Source organism: Cupriavidus sp. U2, from assembly GCF_009663685.2.
Classification (GTDB): domain Bacteria; phylum Pseudomonadota; class Gammaproteobacteria; order Burkholderiales; family Burkholderiaceae; genus Cupriavidus; species Cupriavidus necator_C.
In genome coordinates this window covers 431943-449545 of the sequence record NZ_RCOG02000027.1, presented here as the reverse complement: position 1 = coordinate 449545, position 17603 = coordinate 431943, and the positions used below count along the sequence as shown (strand labels likewise).

Here is a 17603-nt window from a genome sequence, read left to right as displayed (position 1 = left end):
TGCTGGGGCGATCAGGCCTGGCCTGCCGCCGGTCGGCCGCGCCGCGCAGGCAGCGCCTCGATGATGAAGGCGCGCTGCGCGTCGGTCATGCCGTCCCACAGGCCGATTTCGGTCGAAGTCCGGCCGCATCCCTGGCAATACCGGCGCGCACTGTCCATGCGGCAGATGTTGATGCAAGGGTTGGCAGGCCGGGTATCGGTGGTCTGCGACATGGCGGTCGTGGGCTAGGGGGTGGCTCAGGCCGCGCGGCGCAGCGGCAGGTTCTTCTGGCCGGACTTGCGGTTCGGCAGCATGCCGTGGGCCGCCAGCGTTTCATCCACGCTGTCGTACCAGGTGCCGATGCGATAGATCTCGCGCGCTTCCTTGCCCGTGGCAATCTCGCGGCCCAGCTCGTGCGCCACGCGCACGCACTGCTCGATCTGCTGCACCGACGTCATGCGGTTGCCGTGCTGGTCGATGATGGTGTCCTCGATGCCGCAGCGCGGGTGCAGGCCCATCGCCATCGCCATCATGTTGAACGGCAGCACGTTCTTGAGCAGCGATTCGGCGGTCAGCGTGCAGCCGTCCGGCGCGCGGTGGATGAAGTTGAAGAAGTTGAACGGGTTCGGGCCGTCGAAACCGCCGCCGATGCCGATCCAGGTCAGGTTCAGCGGGCCCTTGTAGGCGCCGGCACGCACCATGCGTTCGAGCGTTTCCAGGGCGTGCATGCCGGTCAGCTGGAAGTGCGGCTGGATGCCCGCGTTCGACAGGCGGCGCAGGTGCTCTTCCACCCAGCCCGGGCCGGCCGGCACGGTCATCTCGCGGTACGCCTCGATGTACGCCGGGTTCGACAGCGACGTGCCGGCCAGGTACTCGGGGTACAGCAGTTCCATGATGTTCATCTGCGTGGTGTTGATCGCCACGGTGACCTGGTCTGGGGCGGGGTTCAGATCGGCCAGCATGTGGCGCGTATCGTCCGACAGCCATACGGCGGCCTGCCCTTCGTCTTCCGGGGCGAACGAGATCGAGCCGCCCACCTGGATGATCATGTCGGGCACCGCGGCACGCACGCCGGCGATCAGTTCGTTGAACTTGGACAGGCGCTTGGAGCCCTTGCCGTCCAGTTCGCGCACGTGCAGGTGCAGCACGGTGGCGCCGGCGTTGTAGCAGTCGACGGCCTTCTGGATCTGTTCTTCCATGGTGACCGGAATGTCTTCCGGGAAATCTTCGGGCATCCACTCGGGGCCGTACGGGGCCACGGTGATGACCACCTTGTCCATGTTTTCCGGATGCAGGGAATCGTCGAGGAATTGCATGTTGGTCTCCTATGTAGGGTGCGTGCTGCGGTGATGGAAGTATCGGCGAACGGTGCGCCGCAATTTGACGATCGGGGACGCTCGATTTACATTTGGGGACAGTCAGGGAAAACGCGATGTCCTACTTTCTGCGCAGTGCCAGCCTTACCAACTACGTGGATGTGGCACGGGCGGTCGGGCTCGACCCCCACCAGATGCTGCGTGCCGCACGCATCAGCCGCAACGCGTTGCTGGATCCCGACATCCGCATCCCCGCCGCGCTGGTGGGCAAGCTGCTGGAGGCCTCGGCCAGCGCCGCGAAGGTGGACGATTTCGGCCTGCGCATGGCCGAACTGCGCCCGTTCGCGAACCTCGGCCCCCTGGCCTTCGTGGTGCGCGAGGAACCCACGCTGCGCCGCGCGCTGGAGTCGATGGTCCGCTACATGGGCCTGCAGAACGAGGCGCTGGTCATGCGGGTGGAAGATGTGGACGACGTGGTGCTGATCCGCCTGCATATCCTTAGCGACACCCCGGGAAGCCTGCGCCAGGCCACCGAACTGGCGGCGGGCGTGATGTTCCGCATGCTGACGCTGTTCCTGGGCCCGGCCTGGCGTCCGCGCAGCATCTGCTTCACGCATGGGGCACCCGACAGCCAGGCCGCCTGCATGCGCGTGTTCGGCATGCCGGCGCTTTACGGGCAGGATTTCGACGGCATTGTCTGCGTGGCCAAAGACCTGGAAGCGCCGCTGCCGTCCTACGATCCCGTCATGGCGCAGCAGGTCAAGCTCTACCTGGGCACGCTGCTGGCGCAGGCTGACACCAGCATGACCGACAAGGTGCGCAAGCTCGTGCATGCGCTGCTGCCCAGCGGCATGTGCTCGGTCGACCGTGTGGCCCAGCAGCTCAACGTGGACCGGCGCACCGTGCATCGCTGGCTGGCACAGGACGGCGTCACCTATTCGGACATCCTCAACGACGCACGGGCCAGCCTGGCCACGCGCTATATCGAGAACCGCGCACGCCCGCTGTCCGAGGTGGCCACGCTGCTGGGCTTCTCGTCGCTGAGCGCGTTCTCGCGCTGGTTCGGCGCGCAGTACGGCTGCAGCGTATCGAAGTGGCGGGCGCGGCAGGCACAGGCGGACAAGGCGCCGGCGCCATAAAAAATGGCCACGCCAGCGCGCACGCCGGGGTGGCCAAACGAAGCTCGACACGACCGGACGGCGGCTGCAGGAGTATCCCGTCCGGCTGTGCCGATCCCTACATGATCAGAACTTGTGGCGGATGCCGAGGCTGACCCCGACCATGCTGCTCTGGCCGTTGCCCAGGATGTAGCTGTTGCCCGTGGCACCGGTCGATGCCAGCTGGTTGGTGTTGGCGCCATCGAGGGTCAGGCCGGCATGCTTGGCGTAGGCCGTGCTCAGGTACAGATCCGTGCGCTTCGAGAACGCGTAGTTGGCCACAAAGGCAACCTGCCACGGATTCGGCGCATTGGTCCGGTTGAAGTAGTCGCGCTTGAGGTCGTCGTAGTCGTATTCCAGCGTCAGGCCAATGGCCGGCGTCACCTGGTAGTTCACACCGATCCAGTAGTAGTCGTCGCGCTGGATCTGGGCGTTCGTGGCGTTGTTCTCGGCCTTGCCCCAGCGGTAGCCGCCCATGATCTTGGCGACCGCGCCAATCGTGTAGCTGGCCGCCACCGAAGCCTTCTTCAGCGTGGCGGTGTTGCCCTGGTAGACGCCGGCCACGTTGTTGATCGACGGATTCCACTGGTCATAGGCAATGGCCGCGCCGAACGGGCCGGCCGAGTACACCGCGGCCGCACCGAAGGCATTGTCGCGACGGAAGGCACCCGGCACCTCGCCGTTGCCGCCGAACGCGATCGTGCCGGCCGGCAGGTTGGGGACGCCCGCGCCGAACGAAAAGTGGGCCATGGCCGTCAGCGGGCCGAACGTGCCGTTGTAGGCCAGCACGTTGTCCTCGCGGAAGTTGTTGCCAGCCATGAAAGCCGCCGGCTCGTACTGCGTGGCGTAGGCCGTCGGCATGAAGTTGGCCATCGCCGCGAACAGCGACGTGTACTGGCGGCCCAGCGTGATCTGGCCGAACGTCTGGTGCTGCAGGCCAACGAATGCCTGGCGACCGAACAGGCGGCCGCTCTGCTGCATGGTGCCGTTGTCGCCGCTGAAGCCGCTTTCCAGCACGAACAGGCTCTTCAGGCCGTTGCCCAGATCCTCGGTGCCGCGCAGACCCCAGCGCGAACCGGACAGGCCGCCCGAGTTCATGCGATACACCGTGTCGCCGGCGCCCGGATTCGGGGTAAAGCCTGCCGCCGAGTACGGGGCAACGTGGTTCGCGTATTCCACGCTTGCGTCGATCACGCCGTACAGCGTGACGGTGGATTGCGCGAATGCGCTGCCGGTACAGGCGAACAATGCGGCTACGGCCATGCCCTTGAGCTTCATGAAACAGTCTCCTTTTTTACGTCTTGTGTAGTGGGGGTTCCCGTCGGAATGGGTACTACGGTGTTGTGAAAATGTTGTTGTGTCGCGGCCTGGGCCGCTTCCTGCTGTGGTGCTGTGGTGCCGCGGTTCAGCGCGCCAGCCGTGCCAGCAGCGCCATGGCTTCCGGCCATGGCCCGAAGCCGGCCGCAGGGTTCAGGTGGCCCACCTGGCCGAGATCGACCAGTTCGCTGCCCCAGTCCCGGGCCATGGCGGTGGCGCGCTCGTACGAGGCCAGCGGATCGTTGCGGCTGGCCGCGAGCAACGACGGAAACGGCAGCGCCTGACGTGGCACCGGCAGCCAGCCGTTCTGATCCAGCGTGGCCACTTCCGGATAGCCCGGAGGCATCGGCGTTTCCAGGTCGGCGGGCGTGGCCAGCAGCGCGCCACGGATCTTGCCGGCCGGCACGCGGCCGTGCAGGTGCCGGGCCCAGTGCACGGTGATCAGCACGCCGGCGCTGTGGGCGCCCAGCACGACCGGTCCGTCGATGGCGGCGATGGCCTGGTCGAGGGCGACCATGCGCGCGGCGCAGCTGAGCTTGTGGTGTTCCAGCGGCTGCACGGATGCCACGTTCTGGCCTTGTGCCTCCAGTTCGGCTTGCAGCAGGGTCTGCCAGTGGTCGGCCACGTGGTCGCGCAGCCCTGGCACCAGCAGTACGGTGATTTCGGGGGACAAGAACATCATTGAATCGCTTGCGTGTTGGGGGATGCGCGGTCAGGCTGCGGCGCGGCGTTGTGCCAGGCGTTGCAGGTCCGCGGTATAGGTGCGGCGGCCGAGCAGGAAGCAGATCGCGGCAATCAGGCCGGCAACGGGCATCCACTGCAGCGCGCCTGCCAGACCGATGTGGTCAGCCATCAGGCCGGTGAAGAAGGGCCCCGGCGCCAGGCCGAGCAGGTTGTTCACCAGCGTCAGCGTGGCGAACGCGCTGGCATGGATGCGGGGATCGGTCAGGTTGGCCACGGCGGCGCTGGCCGGGCCGGCGCTGCCGCCTGCGAGCATCATGCCCCCGGCGATCAGGGCCAGTTGCGCGGTGCCTGCCTGAAGGTGGAACGCGGTGCCAAGCAGTGCGAAGCACAGCACGCTGTATGTGACGGCCATCAGCCATTTGCGTGCCGGGGCGTGGCGTGCCACGCGGTCGGTCAGCGCGCCGCACATGATCATGCCGGCACCACCCACCAGGACGAAGCAAGCGGCGCCCAGGCCGGCTTGCGCCGTGGCCAGGCCGTAGTAGCGGCCCAGGAAGCTGGGCATCCAGGCCAGCAGCGAACCCATCACAAACAGCTGCAGGGCGCTGCCGACATAGGCGCAGATGATCGATCGCGACGCCACCAGGGCGCTGCACAGTGCGCGCAGCGGCATCGGGCCCAGGCGGGGTTCCTCGGCAGCCTGTTCATTGAGCGCCTCGCGTTGAAGCTTCAGGCGCTCCTCGGTGACCAGCAGGCGGTAGAAGCCCACCATCACCAGGCCGAACAGGGCCATGCTGACAAACGCGATACGCCAGCCGAAATGTGCCGAGATCACGCCGCCCAGCGCCATGCCAAGCACCGAGCCGAATGCGCCGCCGGCAATGAACGCGGCGCTGAGGCTGGCGCGCAGATGGCGCGGAAAGACCGACAGCACCAGCGCGATGCCGACGCTGCCGTAGGCCGCCTCGCCGATCCCGACGAAGAGCCGGGCGATGAACATTTCGCCGAACGAGTTGGCGATGGCGCAGCCCAGCGTTGCCAGGCTCCAGAGCGCGGCCATCAGCGTCAGGCTGCGCACGCGGTCCCAGCGGTCAGCCAGGATCGAAAGCGGCAGGGTGAGCACGCCCACCATCAGCGCCACGACACCGCCCAGCGCGCCAAGATTGGCATCGGTGAGCGCCCATTCCGCCTTCAGCAGCGGAAACAGTGCGTTGAGTACCTGCCGCGACATGTAGTCGGACAGCAGCAGGCCAAAGCTCAGCGCAAAGACCAGCCACGGGTAAAAGCGTGAAGCCCGGGCGCTCGGTGCGCTGACAAAAACTTGAGGACGTGAAATACGAAGTCCCGACATGAACCGTCTCCTGATATTCTCAGCCGCGCCCCGCACAATGCCGGGGGCCTGCTGGCTAGCCGCGGAGTGGCCGCGACCCAGCGAAGTATCGGGGAATGACGGTTGACGGTTTGACTTATCGGGACATCCGTTTTGCTTGACGGGACAGTGCGGGAAAACCCGCTTCGGGTTGCTGCGGAGCCGCCGCTTGCCCGCACCGCGCGCGCACCGTGCCCAGTTACGCGATCGTCACCTTGCAGGCCACCGTGAGCGTCGGGCCGGTGGAAATCACGATGAACTGCCCGCGCTCACCGATCGGATCGTCGCCGGGTACGGCCGGGCGGCAAGGGCGGCCGCGCGGTGGATCTGGTCGTCGGCCTCGTGCGTCCACAGGGCGAAGGCGTCGAACACCCTGTCCACCAGCGCCATGCAGTGCTGCCGCTGCGCGTCTGACAGCGCGATGGCTGCCAGCGCCCAATGGTCGGCGTGCTGCATATGGCCGGATTCGAGCGCGAGATGGTAAGCGCCCAGGTAGCGCAGCTCGGCGCCCAGGCGCGCCTGGAGCGCGTCCGCGAGCGGCGTGGTAAGCGAGAACAGCACATGGCCGGTTTCCTCGATGGCTTCGATCACGGCGAGGCGCTCGGGGCCGTGGGCATCGGCGACGATCGCGCACAGGTCGTACATCAGGACGCGGCAGCGGCAGGTATCGTCGCTCCAGAGCTCGCGCATCGCGTCGGTGGTGGTGGTGACGCGGTCCCAGCCCAGCGTCTCGAAATCCTCCAGATACCACGGCCAGTGATGGTCGTCTTCGAAGGTATGAAGGTTGACCTGTTCCTGCCAGGTGTCGCATGGCGGCGACCGGCGTAGCACGTGGCGGTTCAGGTCGCCGAAGGCCATGACGAAAAATGCGAAGCCGCGCATGAAGCTGAGCCGAATCTTCGGGGGCAGGCTTTCGTCGCGCATATGCACGAACAGCGGCAGTTCCGCATACGCCAGCTTTCTGCGCATGATGTGGGCAAGCACGGCTTTCATCGGCAATTCTCCGCGCGAGGATGTGCTGGTGCGCGTCCAACAAGGCCGGACCAGCATCGCGCTGGATTTTATGAAACGGCCCTGCAAAGTTCAATTGAGGCCTGATGCACTGCAAAGCCACTGTCTGCGCAGGTGCTGACGGCTCAGCGCCCCTCTGCCGCGGACGCGGGCCAGGGGCGCGGAGGGAATACTGCGTTCAGCGGCGGGCGGTGAGGGCCAGTACGCCCAGCGCCACGAGTGCCAGCCCGCTGCCTGCCGCCACCACGCCTTGCCAGCCCGCTTGCGTGTACAGCGCGCTGGCGATGGCCGAACCCGCCGCACCGCCGGCAAAGATCGCGGTCATGTACAGGGCGTTCAGGCGCGCCCGGCTATGGGCGTCGAGCGCGTAGACCGCACGCTGGCCCAGCACCATGTTCATCTGCACCGCGAAGTCGAGCACGATGCCGGTCAGTGCCAGGCCGTACAGGCCGGCGTGGCCGTGGATCAAGCCGGGGATGAACGCCAGCGCGGCGACGATCAGCGCCGCGAACGATGCCACGCGGGTGTGGCCGGCATCGGCCAGGCGGCCGGCAATGGGTGCGGCCCCGGCGCCGAGCGCGCCGACCAGCGCGAACAGGCCGATCTGCGATTGCGACAGCCCATGGCGCGCGGCAAGTTCCAGCGGCGCGGCGGTCCAGAACAGGCTGAACGCGGCAAACAGCAGGGCTTGCAGCAGCGCGCGCTGGCGCAGCACCGCGAAGCGCGTGAACAGGTGCCACAGCGAGGCCAGCAGGCTGCCGTAGCTGGCACGGTGCTGGGGGACGCGGCGCGGCAGCGTCATCGCGATGATGGCCACGGTGGCCAGCGTCATGGCGGCGGCGATGAAGAATACCGCGCGCCAGCCGAACCACTGCGCCGCCATGCTCGACAGTGGCCGCGACAGCAGGATGCCCGACAGCAGGCCGCCCATGATGGTGCCGACGGTACGGCCGCGCAGCGCCTCGGGCGCCAGGTGCGCTGCGAGCGGAATCAGGATCTGCACGCTGACCGAGCTCAGGCCCAGCAGTAGCGACACCAGCAGGAACACGCCCGGTTGCGAAGACAGCGCCGCGCCTACCAGGCTGGCCGCCGCGGCCACGCCGCTGACCATCAGCAGCCGGCGGTTTTCGAGCAGGTCGGCCAGCGGCACCAGGAAGAACAGGCCGATGGCATAGCCGATCTGGGTCAGCGACACGATCACGCTGGCGCTCTGCGCGGACAGGCCCACGGCAGGCGCGATCAGTTCGATGATCGGCTGGGCGTAGTACAGGTTGGCCACCAGCACACCGGCGCATAGCGAGAACAGCGCGACCAGCGTGCCGGACATGGGGGCGGCGCTGGACGCGCCGGCAATGGGAGAGGTTTGGGCTTGCATGGCTCTGGATGGAGATCGGGTTGCGATGTCCAGAGCGTAGGCGCCCGGGGGCGTTGCGGGAATCACAATGTGGCGCAACTCAGCGTTGCGCCGCAAGCAAAGCGGGCCAAACCGAAATCCGTCTGCGAATTCAGTCGCGCTGGCCGGTCGGCCCCGGCAGCGAGGCCAGGAAGTCCAGGAAGGCCGCGATGCGCCGCGAGCCGCGCTGGCTTGGCAGGTAAAGCGCGGTGACCACCGAACTGGACTGGTTCGGCGTGACCGCCCAGTCGTCGAACAGCACGGTCAGCCGGCCCGCCGCATAATCGGCATCGACGAGCCAGTCCGGCAGCAGGGCGATGCCGTTGCCGGCCAGCGCCATGTCGCGCAAGACCTCGATATTGTTGCTGCGGAACGGCCCGCCGATGGGCACGCTGATCGGCTCGCCGCCGTCACTGGTCTCCGGGTGGAACCGCCAGACCTGGTCGCGGGCGCCGAAACTGAAGCGCAGGCAGCGATGGTTGACCAGATCGGCTGGCTCGGCGGGCGTGCCGTGCCGGTCCAGGTAGGCCGGGCTGGCCACCACCAGTCGGCGGAACCGGCCGATCTCGCGCGCGATCACGTTGTCATAGGCCGCCGCGCTGCCCAGCCGCACGGAGACATCCACGCGGGCGCCAAGCAGGTCAACGATGCTGTCGGTCAGTTCGACATCGAGTTCGAGCTGCGGATAGCGCGCCAGCCATGCGCCCAGATGGGGCGAAATGCAGCAGCGCCCGAATGCGACCGGCAGCGATACCCGCAACTGTCCCACCGGCTGGTCGCCGTGGTCGGCAATCGAGGCATCGGCTTCGGCCACGGCTTCGAGAATCTGGCGCGCATGCTGGTAGTAGCTGGCGCCGGCCTCGGTCACCGTGACCTGCCGCGTGGAACGGTTGAGCAGCACCGTGCCCAGCGAGGCCTCCAGGCCGTCCAGCATCCGCGTGACCGACGACGTGGCCAGGTTCATGCGTCGCGCGGCGGCCGAGAAGCCTTTCGCATCGACGGTCTCGACATACATCTTCAGGGCGAGCAGCTTGTCCATGGGCGGGCGGTGCGGGCGGTCAGCCCTTGCTGAAGATGCTGTAGAAGTCAGGTGCGCCGGTTTCGCGCACGGTCAGGTCCAGCGAGCTTTCGATGTGGGCCAGGTGCTCGGCCATCACGGCCTGCGCCTGCGCGGCATTGCGCTGCTCGATGGCGTCCACCAGCACGCGATGCTCGTCCTCGGGGCAGGCCGGTGCGCCGGGGCGGTCGTAGAGCGTGATGATCAGGCACGTCAGCGACACCATTTCACGAATCAGCTTTTCCAGGATGGCATTGCCGGCCATCTCGGCCAATACGATGTGGAACTCGCCCGACAGCCGGATCACGGCGGCGCGGTCGCCGCGCGTGCGGGCGTCGTCTTCCTGCCGGATATGCCGGCGCAGGCTGCGGATTTGCGTGGCGTTGGCCGTGTTGGCCAGCAGGCCGGCAAGTTCCGGTTCCACCAGGCGCCGGGCCTGGAAGACCTGGCGCGCTTCCTCGATGCTGGGGCTGGAGATGAATGCGCCGCGATTCGGTACCAGGGTGACCAGCTTTTCATGCGCCAGCCGGGCGAATACCTGGCGGATCCGGGCGCGGCTGGCGCCGGTGACCTCGCACAGCCGCTCTTCCACGAGCTTGGTGCCGGCCAGCAGCCGATGCTCCATGATCGCGTTCAGCAGATCCTGGTAGATGCCTTCGTTGACGGAAGATTCGGCCTCGGGTGCCTCGGGCTCGCCGCCGTCCTGCGCGGCGGGCGGCTCGGAATCCGCGGATTTTTTGCGTCGGGTTGCCATGTCGGGGACGATATCCCGCTGCGGGTGCAGCGAGTGAAGACAAAAGTTACGCATATCGTACACAAAAATGGCATTGCACCGGGCCGGATGGCACCGGACCGGTGCGCCGGCGTCACGCGTTCAGGGCGTAATGCGACAACATGCCGGCGTAGGCCTTGGGCAGCGGGCGCGCCCAATCCCCCCGCTTGCTGGTGGCCAGACGTACCGAGACCAGCGCCTCGGCCATCTTCACGGCGCAGGTGACGCCGTCGATGACGGGTGCGCCGATCGCGTCGGCAATCTCGTCGCAGAGGTCGGTCATGCCGGCGCAGCCCAGCACGATGCAGTCGCTGCGGTCTTCGGCCAGCGCCTGGCGGCAGGCTTCCGTGATGATGCGGCGTGCGTCGGAGCCCGGCTTCTCCAGGTCCAGCACGGGCAGGTCGCTGGCGCGGACGTTGCGGCAGAAGCGCGCCATGCCGTAGCGTTCGGCCAGGTGCCAGGCGATATTGCAGGTACGCGACAGCGTGGTGACCACGCTGAAGCTGGTGCCGATGAAGCTGGCCGCATGCATGGCCGCCTCGGCTACCCCGATCACGGGCCCGCGTGCCAGCTCGCGCGCGGCGAACAGGCCGGGGTCGCCAAAGCAGGCGATCACGTAGCCGTCGATGCCTTCGCGCTCGCCGGCCAGGATCTCGTCCAGGATACCCGGCACGCTCAGCGCCTCGTCGTAGTGGCTCTCGATCGAGGCCGGTCCCATGCGGGGACTGACGGCCACGATGCGGGTGTCGCCGTGGGCCACGGCCCGGGCGCACTGGCCGATCTTGTCGGTCATGCTCTGCGTGGTGTTCGGATTGATGATCTTGATTTTCATGGTGTCGTTCACGTGGAAATCAGGCCTGGCGGGCATCGGCAAGGTGGGCCGGCATCAGCCGCGGCGCGAGCGCGCGGTACAGCACCAGAGCAATGCCCATGCCAATGAACCAGCTGTAGCTGGCCAGCCACTGCCACGATGGAATCACCACGCACAGCACGGGGACGATGGCCGAGGGGATCATGGTGGCCACCGCGGTGGGGTTGTAGCCGCGGCGGTACCAGTAGGTGCCGGTCTTGCGCAGCGTGTAGAGGTCGTCCACCACCACGCGCTGGCGGCGCACAAGGAAGAAGTCGGAGATCAGGATGCCGAACAGCGGGCCGATGAACGCACCCAGCACGTCGAGCGTGTAATGGATCATCGTCGGGTGGTTATACAGGTTCCACGGCGTGATGAAGATCGATGCCACCGCCGCGATCATGCCGCCCGTGCGCCAGCTGATGTACCTGGGCGAGACGTTCGAGAAGTCGAAGGCCGGAGACACGAAGTTGGCCACGATGTTGATGCCGATGGTGGCGGTCATGAACGTGAACGCGCCCAGCAGCATCGCAAAGGTGCTGTCGATATGGCTGACGGTCTCCACGGGGTCGGTGATCAGCTTGCCGAACACGGGCAGCGTGGCCGACGTGGTCACCACCACCAGCAGCGAAAACCCCAGGAAGTTGACCGGCAGGCCCCAGAAGTTGCCGCGCTTCACGGACCGGAAGTCCTTGGCGTAGCGCGAGAAGTCGCCGAAGTTCAGCATCGGGCCCGAGAAGTACGACACCACCAGCGCGATGGCGCTGAGCATCACGGGCACTGAATCCCAGCCCTGGTACTTCAGGAAGCTCAGCGTGAAGTTGACGTTCTCGATGCCGGCCTTGTTGACCAGCCAGATGGCCAGCGCAATCATCACCACGTAGACGGCGGGGCCGGCCCAGTCGATGAACTTGCGGATGGTCTCCATGCCGGTCCAGAACACCAGCGCCTGCAGCACCCAGAGCGTCATGAAGGCGGCCCAGCCCAGCGAGGACAGCCCGGCAAAGCCATGCTGCTTCAGGTCGGCGTAGGGCGTCAGCTGCGGGAAGAAATGCAGCGCCAGCACCAGGAATGCGCTGGAGGCCAGGTAGGTCTGGATGCCATACCAGGCCACGGCGATCAGGCCGCGGATGATGGCGGGGATATTGGCGCCCAGCACGCCGAACGATGCGCGGCAGATGACGGGGTAGGGCGTGCCGGTGACCTGGCTGGGTTTGGCCACCAGGTTGCAGAAGAACTGCACGATCACGATGCCGATCAGCAGTGCCAGCAGCACCTGCCAGCTGGACAGCCCCAGCGCGAACAGGCTGCCGGCGGTGATGTAGCCGCCCACGCTGTGCACGTCGGACATCCAGAACGCAAAAATGTTGTAGGTGCCCCAGGTCTGCTTGCGCAGCGGGGCAAGATCCTCATTGGTCAGCCGCTCGTCGTAGCCTGGCTTGATCACGGCGTTGCTGTCGGGGGCGTGCGCGCCGATGGTATCGACGGCGGGCGAAGCTGTCACTGGCATTTCGGTCTCCGTTGGTGGCCTTGCGTACCTTGCGCAGGTCATCGTTGATTTCGATATGACTACAAAATTGTCTACAAAATCGTTTTTATTTGTTTACGAAGTTGTAGGTCATGGAATTTTGATTGTCAACATAACGTGGGACGAATGCGGGTAGACCCGATGCAGGCGGCCGCCGGATGCGCCGTGCGTGGCGCTTGCAGTTTTTACCGGGGGACCGCCAATGTGCTGTCAATTCCGCACAATGCGGGCGCAGGCCGCGTGGCTGTGCCAAAATCGGCGCCATGCCTCAAGGCGGAGCAAGCATGGTTCACCACCCCACATCCACGGCGGCGGCAGCGGCCGGGGATTGCGCCAAAGAACCGATTCATATTCCTGGCGGCATACAGCCGCATGGCTTTCTGGTCAGCGTCGACGATGCGGGCAACGTCGTGCAGGCCAGCGCCAACACGGCGCTGCTGGCCGGCAGGGCGCCCGGCGAGATCGATCCGTTGCTGGGCCAGCCGCTGGCGGCGCTGGTCGGTGACGGTGCCGCGCTGGCGCTCGACGCGCTGGCCACCCTGCAAGCCGATGGCATTCCGCTCTATGCCGGATCGGTGGCGGACCCGCGCGGCCTGCGCGAGGGCGCGGCGGCTGGCTTGTATTCGCCACTGGCCATCGTCGTCCACATTTGGCAGGGCGTGCGCATCGTCGAATTCGAGCCCGCGCGCGGCACCGCCGACGTCTTCGCATCGATCTATCCGCTGGTCCGGAGCTTTTTCAACAGCCCGCAGGACGTGGACAGTGTCCAGGGGCTGGCGCGCCTGGCGGCAGACGAAGTGCATCGCATCACGGGTTTCGGCCGCACCATGGTGTACGCGTTCGACGACGAGGGGCACGGCCACGTGCTGGCCGAGTCGATGGATGCCGGCTACACCAGTTATCTGGGGCAGCGGTTTCCGGCGTCTGACATCCCGCCGCAGGCGCGCGCGCTGTACGTGCGCAACCGCATTCGCCTGATCGCCGATGCCGACTATGTGGCTGCTCCGCTGGTGCCGGCGTTGCATCCCGCCACGGGCCAGCCTACCGACCTGACCTACGCATCGCTGCGCAGCATTTCGCCCGTGCACGTGCAGTACATGAAGAACATGGGCGCCTGGGCATCGATGTCGATGTCGATCGTCGTGCGCGGGCGGTTATGGGGCCTGATTTCCTGCCATCACGCCACGGCGCGCGTGCCATCGTTCGAAGTGCGCACGGCGTGCGAGCACATCGCGCAGGTGCTGTCGCTGCAGGTGGGGGCCAGGGAGGATCACGACGAGGCCAGCTACCGACTGGCGCTGCGCCGGCGGCAGACCGGGCTGCTGGCGTCGATGGCCAATACCGACGACTTCATCGAGGCCATCTCGGGTAATGCTGACGACCTGCTGGCGCTGGTGGGTGCCACGGGCGCGGCCGCGGTGTTCGAGGGGCGTATCGTCCGGATCGGCGAGGCCCCGTCCGACGTGGCCATCGAAGGGTTGCTGGCGTGGCTCGACACGCGCGGCGAGGACGTCTTTGCCACCGACCAGCTCGCGACCGAATGGACCGATGCCGCTGCGCAAGGCGTGGGCCCCGAGGCAGCCGGCATGCTCGTGGTGCCGCTGTCGCGCATGTTCCGCAACTACGTGATCTGGTTCCGGGCCGAGGTGGTGCGCACCATCCGCTGGGCGGGCGACCCGCGCGCCAGGCTGGCGGACCTGTCGGCGTCGCTGTCGCCGCGCGAGCGCTTCGAGGTCTGGACGCAGACGGTGCGCGGCCGGAGCGAACCGTGGCGGGCGGCGGAACTGGAGATCGCCTCCGAGTTTCGCGGTGCGTTGCTGGGCATCGTGCTGCGGCGTGCCGAGGAACTGGCCCATTTGGCACTGGAACTTGGCCGCGTGAACCGCGAACTTGAAGGGTTCTCGTATTCGGTGTCGCATGATCTGCGCGCGCCGCTGCGTCATATCGTCGGCTTTGCCGATCTGCTGCGCGAGATGGACCAGGACCGGCTGTCGGAGCGCGGCCGGCATTTTGTCGAGCGCATCATTGCGCAGGCACGTTTCGGCGGCAAGCTCGTGGACGACCTGCTGGCGTTCTCGCAGATGGGGCGCGCCGCCCTGCGTCCGCAGCGCGTGGACCTGCGGGCGCTGGCCGAGCGCCTGCTGGCCGAGGAAACCAAGGAGCTTGGCGCGCGGCGCCTGCAATACAAGGTCGGCGCGCTGGGCCAGGTGACGGCAGATCCGGTGCTGATGGACGTGGTGCTACGGAACCTGATCGCCAACGCGATAAAATTCACCGGCACGCGCGGCGCCGATGCCGAAGGCCCTGCCGGCATGGTCGAGGTGGGCACGATGCCCGGCGAGGCAGCCTTCGAAGGCCAGGACCTGTTCTTCGTACGCGACAACGGCGTGGGCTTCGACATGCGCTACGCCGACAAGCTGTTTGGCGTGTTCCAGCGACTGCACCGCGTGGAGGAATTCCCCGGTACCGGCATCGGACTGGCCAGCGTGCGGCGTATTGTCGAACGTCATGGCGGCAAGGCGTGGGCCGAAGGCGAGGTCGATCGCGGGGCCACGATCTGGTTTTCGTTGCCGCGTGATTTCGTGCCGGAGGGCACCGCCGGCGTCAATGAAACGGCCGCCGAGGCCGCGGCCCGGCTGGCGGCGGTGTCGTCGGGCCAGCCGTATCGGCCTGTATTGAAAGATGCAAGAAACCTGGAGAACGAGCGTGCTGAGGCCGATCCTGCTGGTGGAAGACAATCCTGACGACATCGAGCTGACGTTGATCGCGCTGCAGAAAACCCGCCTTGCCAACCCGGTGGTGTCGGTGCGCGACGGTGCGGAGGCGCTCGATTTCCTGCGCCGCGAAGGCGCCTATGCCGATCGTCCGGAAGAGAATCCGGCGGTGATCCTGCTGGACAAGAAGCTGCCGAAGGTGGACGGCCACGAGGTGCTGCGCGAAGTGCGGGCGGACGATCGGCTGCGCCGCGTGCCGGTCGTCATGCTGACATCGTCGCGCGAGGAACGCGACCTGCTCAAGAGCTATGACCTGGGCGTCAATGCCTATGTGGTGAAGCCGGTCGAGTTCGACGACTTCATGGCCGCCATCAACGACCTGGGCGTGTTCTGGGCCGTGCTGAACGAGCCGCCGCCGTACTCGCGCTAGCCTGCGCGGCTGCCTGCCGCTAGCGCGCCGCTCGCCAGTTGCGCCAGCGGCAGTTGCACGCGGAACATCGATCCCTTGCCCAGTCCGTCGCTGTGCGCGCTCACGCTGCCGTTGTGCATCAGCACCAGGTTCTTGACCATCCAGAGCCCCAGGCCCAGCCCCGGCGCCCGATTGGCGTGTTCGCGGTGGGCCTGTTCGAACCGCTCGAAGATGCGCTCGAGCGCTTCGGGCGCGATGCCCACGCCGGAATCCCGCACGGATAGCACGACGTCCGCGCCGTTCGACGCGACGGCCAGTTCCACGGTGCCGCGCTCAGCGAACTTCAGCGCATTGGTCAGCAGGTTCAGCACCACCTGCTTGATCCGATGCTCATCGGCCATCACCGGGCAGGGCAGCGCCGGCGCGACGATCAGCGTCACGTTCCTCGACTCCGCATCCAGACGCAGATCTTCGGCCACCGTGGCCGCCAGGGCCGCCATGTCCAGCAGGCGCAGATCCACCGACAGCTTGCCGGTGGCAATGGCGCCGCTGTCGAGCAGATCGTCCACCATGCGGGCCAGCTGGCGGGTATTGCGTTCGATGACCTCCCCGGCGCGCCGCACGTGGGCCGGGTCGGTGCCGCGCTCCAGCAGCGTGGTCCACCAAAGGATGGCGTGCAGCGGCGAGCGCAGCTCATGGCTGACCGCCGCCACGAAATGGTCCATGGCGCGGGCACCGCGTTCGCTCACTTCGCGGGCGCGCTGTTCTTCCTGGGCAACTGCCTGGTAGTGCAGCTCCGACGCCTTGCGCGCCGTGATGTCGATCGTGAAGCCGATCAACGACTGGGCCGAGCCGTCCCCGAGATAGCGTGCGGCGCCGCGCGACATCAGCCAGCGCATGGTGCCGTCCTGCCAGAGCACGCGGTACTCCACCTCGAAATGCACGCGGCTGGCGATGGCCGCTGTCATGGCGGTACGCACCATCTCGCGGTCGTCGATGTGCATCAGTTCGCCAAAGACCCGCGCCTCGTTGATGGCGTCGTCCGGCTGCAGCCCCATGTTGGCCTTGCACTGGTCGGTACAGGCCATGAACCCGGTGGCGACGTCGAGTTCCCACGCGCCAACCTTGGCAAACGCGAGCAGCTCCTCAAGCTGTTTGCGGTGCGTTTGCAGCGCCGCATTGGCTTCTTCCACGAGCACCTGGCGCAGGCGCGCCTGCGACCGCAGCTTGGCGTGCTCGCGGCGGGTCTGTTCGGTCTTGACGATGTGATCGGTCACGTCCATGACCTGGAGCACGAATGCCGCGTCCGATACGCCGTCCAGCCGCGTCGCCTTGGCCTGCCAGTATCGCTCGGTATTGCCGGTGCCAGCCGGGTGGCCGTCGTAGCGGATCAGCGGCGACAGACGCGATTCGCCTTCCAGCAGGTCGTCGAGCGTGCTGGCAAGCCAATCCCGGCGTGCCGCCATCTGGGATGCGGACAGCGAGGGATTGATGTCGAAGACCGACTTGCCCATGACATCATTGCGCGAGCGGCCGGCCATGGCCAGGTAGCGGGCATTGGCGGCCACGACTTCGAGCGCCGCATTGAGCACCAGATAGGATTCGGGCAGGGCGTCGAACAGCGCCCCCGTATCGAAGGCACGTTGGTGGGGCGGCTGTTGTTCGAGGGCGTCAGGCATCAGCGTATCGCGCGGCTACTGCGCGCCGGACCCGGCGTGCGCGGCAACACGGGCCAGCAGATCGTTGAACGCCCGCTGCGCCCGGCGCAAGCCAGCGCGACCTCTGCCGGCTCGCGCACGCTGGCCGACGTGGCGGCGCGCAGGGCAGCCAGCACGTCACGCAAAGGGGGCGATGGTGAGGCAGGGCTGGATGGGGTCGAGTGTTCAGTCACGCGGGTGATGATCCGATGGTCCCGAAGTGTGCGGCGAGCGCACCGCCCGGCGTGGCGGCGATGCGTAATGCTGCGAGCCCACATGGTACAGGAAGTCCTCTGACGCACGGATGCTGCGGCGTTTTGCGCATTTGCACGCCGACGCGCAAGGAAAAA

At 66.9% G+C, this 17603-nt stretch carries 15 protein-coding genes; 3 read left to right on the top strand and 12 right to left on the bottom strand.

The window, feature by feature from the left end; translation table 11 throughout:
* Positions 1 to 11: 11 nt before the first annotated feature.
* Both D9X30_RS21630 and D9X30_RS21625 read right to left on the bottom strand, forming a co-directional pair.
* On the bottom strand, positions 12 to 212 hold the full coding sequence (locus tag D9X30_RS21630; protein ID WP_153945837.1) for a DUF1289 domain-containing protein: 201 nt from the start codon (positions 210 to 212) through the stop codon (positions 12 to 14).
* A gap of 24 nt (positions 213 to 236) precedes the next feature.
* A complete protein-coding gene (locus D9X30_RS21625) occupies positions 237 to 1295 on the bottom strand; it encodes a beta-keto acid cleavage family enzyme (RefSeq protein WP_153945838.1) in 1059 nt (352 codons plus the stop codon).
* Between the two features lie 116 nt (positions 1296 to 1411).
* Here D9X30_RS21625 and D9X30_RS21620 point away from each other — a divergent pair, with 116 nt between their 5' ends.
* Positions 1412 to 2434, top strand: a complete 1023-nt coding sequence (locus D9X30_RS21620; protein WP_153945839.1) for an AraC family transcriptional regulator — start codon at positions 1412 to 1414, stop codon at positions 2432 to 2434.
* 105 nt (positions 2435 to 2539) lie between these two features.
* Here D9X30_RS21620 and D9X30_RS21615 read toward each other — a convergent pair whose 3' ends face one another.
* From D9X30_RS21615 to D9X30_RS21575, 9 genes are all read right to left on the bottom strand, one after another.
* Complete coding sequence (locus tag D9X30_RS21615) at positions 2540 to 3730, bottom strand: porin (RefSeq protein ID WP_153945840.1); 1191 nt, start codon at positions 3728 to 3730, stop codon at positions 2540 to 2542.
* A 127-nt stretch (positions 3731 to 3857) separates the two neighbouring features.
* Entirely contained in the window at positions 3858 to 4451 is a 594-nt protein-coding gene (locus D9X30_RS21610) for an RBBP9/YdeN family alpha/beta hydrolase (protein WP_502799664.1), read from the bottom strand.
* A 30-nt stretch (positions 4452 to 4481) separates the two neighbouring features.
* The gene (locus tag D9X30_RS21605; RefSeq protein WP_153945841.1) at positions 4482 to 5804 is read right to left on the bottom strand and encodes an MFS transporter; all 1323 of its coding nucleotides are present in this window, start codon (positions 5802 to 5804) and stop codon (positions 4482 to 4484) included.
* 267 nt (positions 5805 to 6071) lie between these two features.
* A complete protein-coding gene (locus D9X30_RS21600) occupies positions 6072 to 6815 on the bottom strand; it encodes a hypothetical protein (protein ID WP_228770749.1) in 744 nt (247 codons plus the stop codon).
* A gap of 196 nt (positions 6816 to 7011) precedes the next feature.
* Positions 7012 to 8208, bottom strand: a complete 1197-nt coding sequence (locus tag D9X30_RS21595) for an MFS transporter (protein ID WP_153945842.1) — start codon at positions 8206 to 8208, stop codon at positions 7012 to 7014.
* A gap of 130 nt (positions 8209 to 8338) precedes the next feature.
* A complete protein-coding gene (locus D9X30_RS21590) occupies positions 8339 to 9265 on the bottom strand; it encodes a LysR family transcriptional regulator (RefSeq protein WP_153945843.1) in 927 nt (308 codons plus the stop codon).
* Positions 9266 to 9284: 19 nt separating this feature from the next.
* Positions 9285 to 10037, bottom strand: a complete 753-nt coding sequence (locus D9X30_RS21585) for a GntR family transcriptional regulator (protein WP_153945844.1) — start codon at positions 10035 to 10037, stop codon at positions 9285 to 9287.
* A 112-nt stretch (positions 10038 to 10149) separates the two neighbouring features.
* Positions 10150 to 10887 carry an aspartate/glutamate racemase family protein gene (locus D9X30_RS21580; protein WP_153945845.1) on the bottom strand — a complete coding sequence of 246 codons (738 nt, stop codon included), beginning with the start codon at positions 10885 to 10887 and terminating at the stop codon, positions 10150 to 10152.
* Between the two features lie 19 nt (positions 10888 to 10906).
* Positions 10907 to 12415, bottom strand: a complete 1509-nt coding sequence (locus D9X30_RS21575) for an NCS1 family nucleobase:cation symporter-1 (protein WP_153945846.1) — start codon at positions 12413 to 12415, stop codon at positions 10907 to 10909.
* A gap of 302 nt (positions 12416 to 12717) precedes the next feature.
* Here D9X30_RS21575 and D9X30_RS21570 point away from each other — a divergent pair, with 302 nt between their 5' ends.
* The gene (locus D9X30_RS21570; protein ID WP_153945847.1) at positions 12718 to 15177 is read left to right on the top strand and encodes an ATP-binding protein; all 2460 of its coding nucleotides are present in this window, start codon (positions 12718 to 12720) and stop codon (positions 15175 to 15177) included.
* Positions 15140 to 15577, top strand: a complete 438-nt coding sequence (locus tag D9X30_RS21565; protein WP_249641041.1) for a response regulator — start codon at positions 15140 to 15142, stop codon at positions 15575 to 15577. Before D9X30_RS21570 ends, D9X30_RS21565 begins: the two co-directional genes overlap by 38 nt.
* Here the strand turns inward: D9X30_RS21565 and D9X30_RS21560 are convergent.
* Positions 15574 to 17235, bottom strand: coding sequence for a sensor histidine kinase (locus D9X30_RS21560; RefSeq protein ID WP_153945849.1), 1662 nt, complete (start codon positions 17233 to 17235; stop codon positions 15574 to 15576). The two genes, D9X30_RS21565 and D9X30_RS21560, sit on opposite strands and share 4 nt — an antisense overlap.
* Between the last annotated feature and the right edge of the window lie 368 nt (positions 17236 to 17603).

What these genes read in the sequence shown, in the direction of transcription:
- D9X30_RS21630 (WP_153945837.1), bottom strand. Translation starts at nt 212, where the DNA reads ATGTCGCAGACCACCGATACCCGGCCTGCCAACCCTTGCATCAACATC.
- D9X30_RS21625 (WP_153945838.1), bottom strand. Translation starts at nt 1,295, where the DNA reads ATGCAATTCCTCGACGATTCCCTGCATCCGGAAAACATGGACAAGGTG.
- D9X30_RS21620 (WP_153945839.1), top strand. Translation starts at nt 1,412, where the DNA reads ATGTCCTACTTTCTGCGCAGTGCCAGCCTTACCAACTACGTGGATGTG.
- D9X30_RS21615 (WP_153945840.1), bottom strand. Translation starts at nt 3,730, where the DNA reads ATGAAGCTCAAGGGCATGGCCGTAGCCGCATTGTTCGCCTGTACCGGC.
- D9X30_RS21610 (WP_502799664.1), bottom strand. Translation starts at nt 4,451, where the DNA reads ATGATGTTCTTGTCCCCCGAAATCACCGTACTGCTGGTGCCAGGGCTG.
- D9X30_RS21605 (WP_153945841.1), bottom strand. Translation starts at nt 5,804, where the DNA reads ATGTCGGGACTTCGTATTTCACGTCCTCAAGTTTTTGTCAGCGCACCG.
- D9X30_RS21600 (WP_228770749.1), bottom strand. Translation starts at nt 6,815, where the DNA reads ATGAAAGCCGTGCTTGCCCACATCATGCGCAGAAAGCTGGCGTATGCG.
- D9X30_RS21595 (WP_153945842.1), bottom strand. Translation starts at nt 8,208, where the DNA reads ATGCAAGCCCAAACCTCTCCCATTGCCGGCGCGTCCAGCGCCGCCCCC.
- D9X30_RS21590 (WP_153945843.1), bottom strand. Translation starts at nt 9,265, where the DNA reads ATGGACAAGCTGCTCGCCCTGAAGATGTATGTCGAGACCGTCGATGCG.
- D9X30_RS21585 (WP_153945844.1), bottom strand. Translation starts at nt 10,037, where the DNA reads ATGGCAACCCGACGCAAAAAATCCGCGGATTCCGAGCCGCCCGCCGCG.
- D9X30_RS21580 (WP_153945845.1), bottom strand. Translation starts at nt 10,887, where the DNA reads ATGAAAATCAAGATCATCAATCCGAACACCACGCAGAGCATGACCGAC.
- D9X30_RS21575 (WP_153945846.1), bottom strand. Translation starts at nt 12,415, where the DNA reads ATGCCAGTGACAGCTTCGCCCGCCGTCGATACCATCGGCGCGCACGCC.
- D9X30_RS21570 (WP_153945847.1), top strand. Translation starts at nt 12,718, where the DNA reads ATGGTTCACCACCCCACATCCACGGCGGCGGCAGCGGCCGGGGATTGC.
- D9X30_RS21560 (WP_153945849.1), bottom strand. Translation starts at nt 17,235, where the DNA reads ATGCCTGACGCCCTCGAACAACAGCCGCCCCACCAACGTGCCTTCGAT.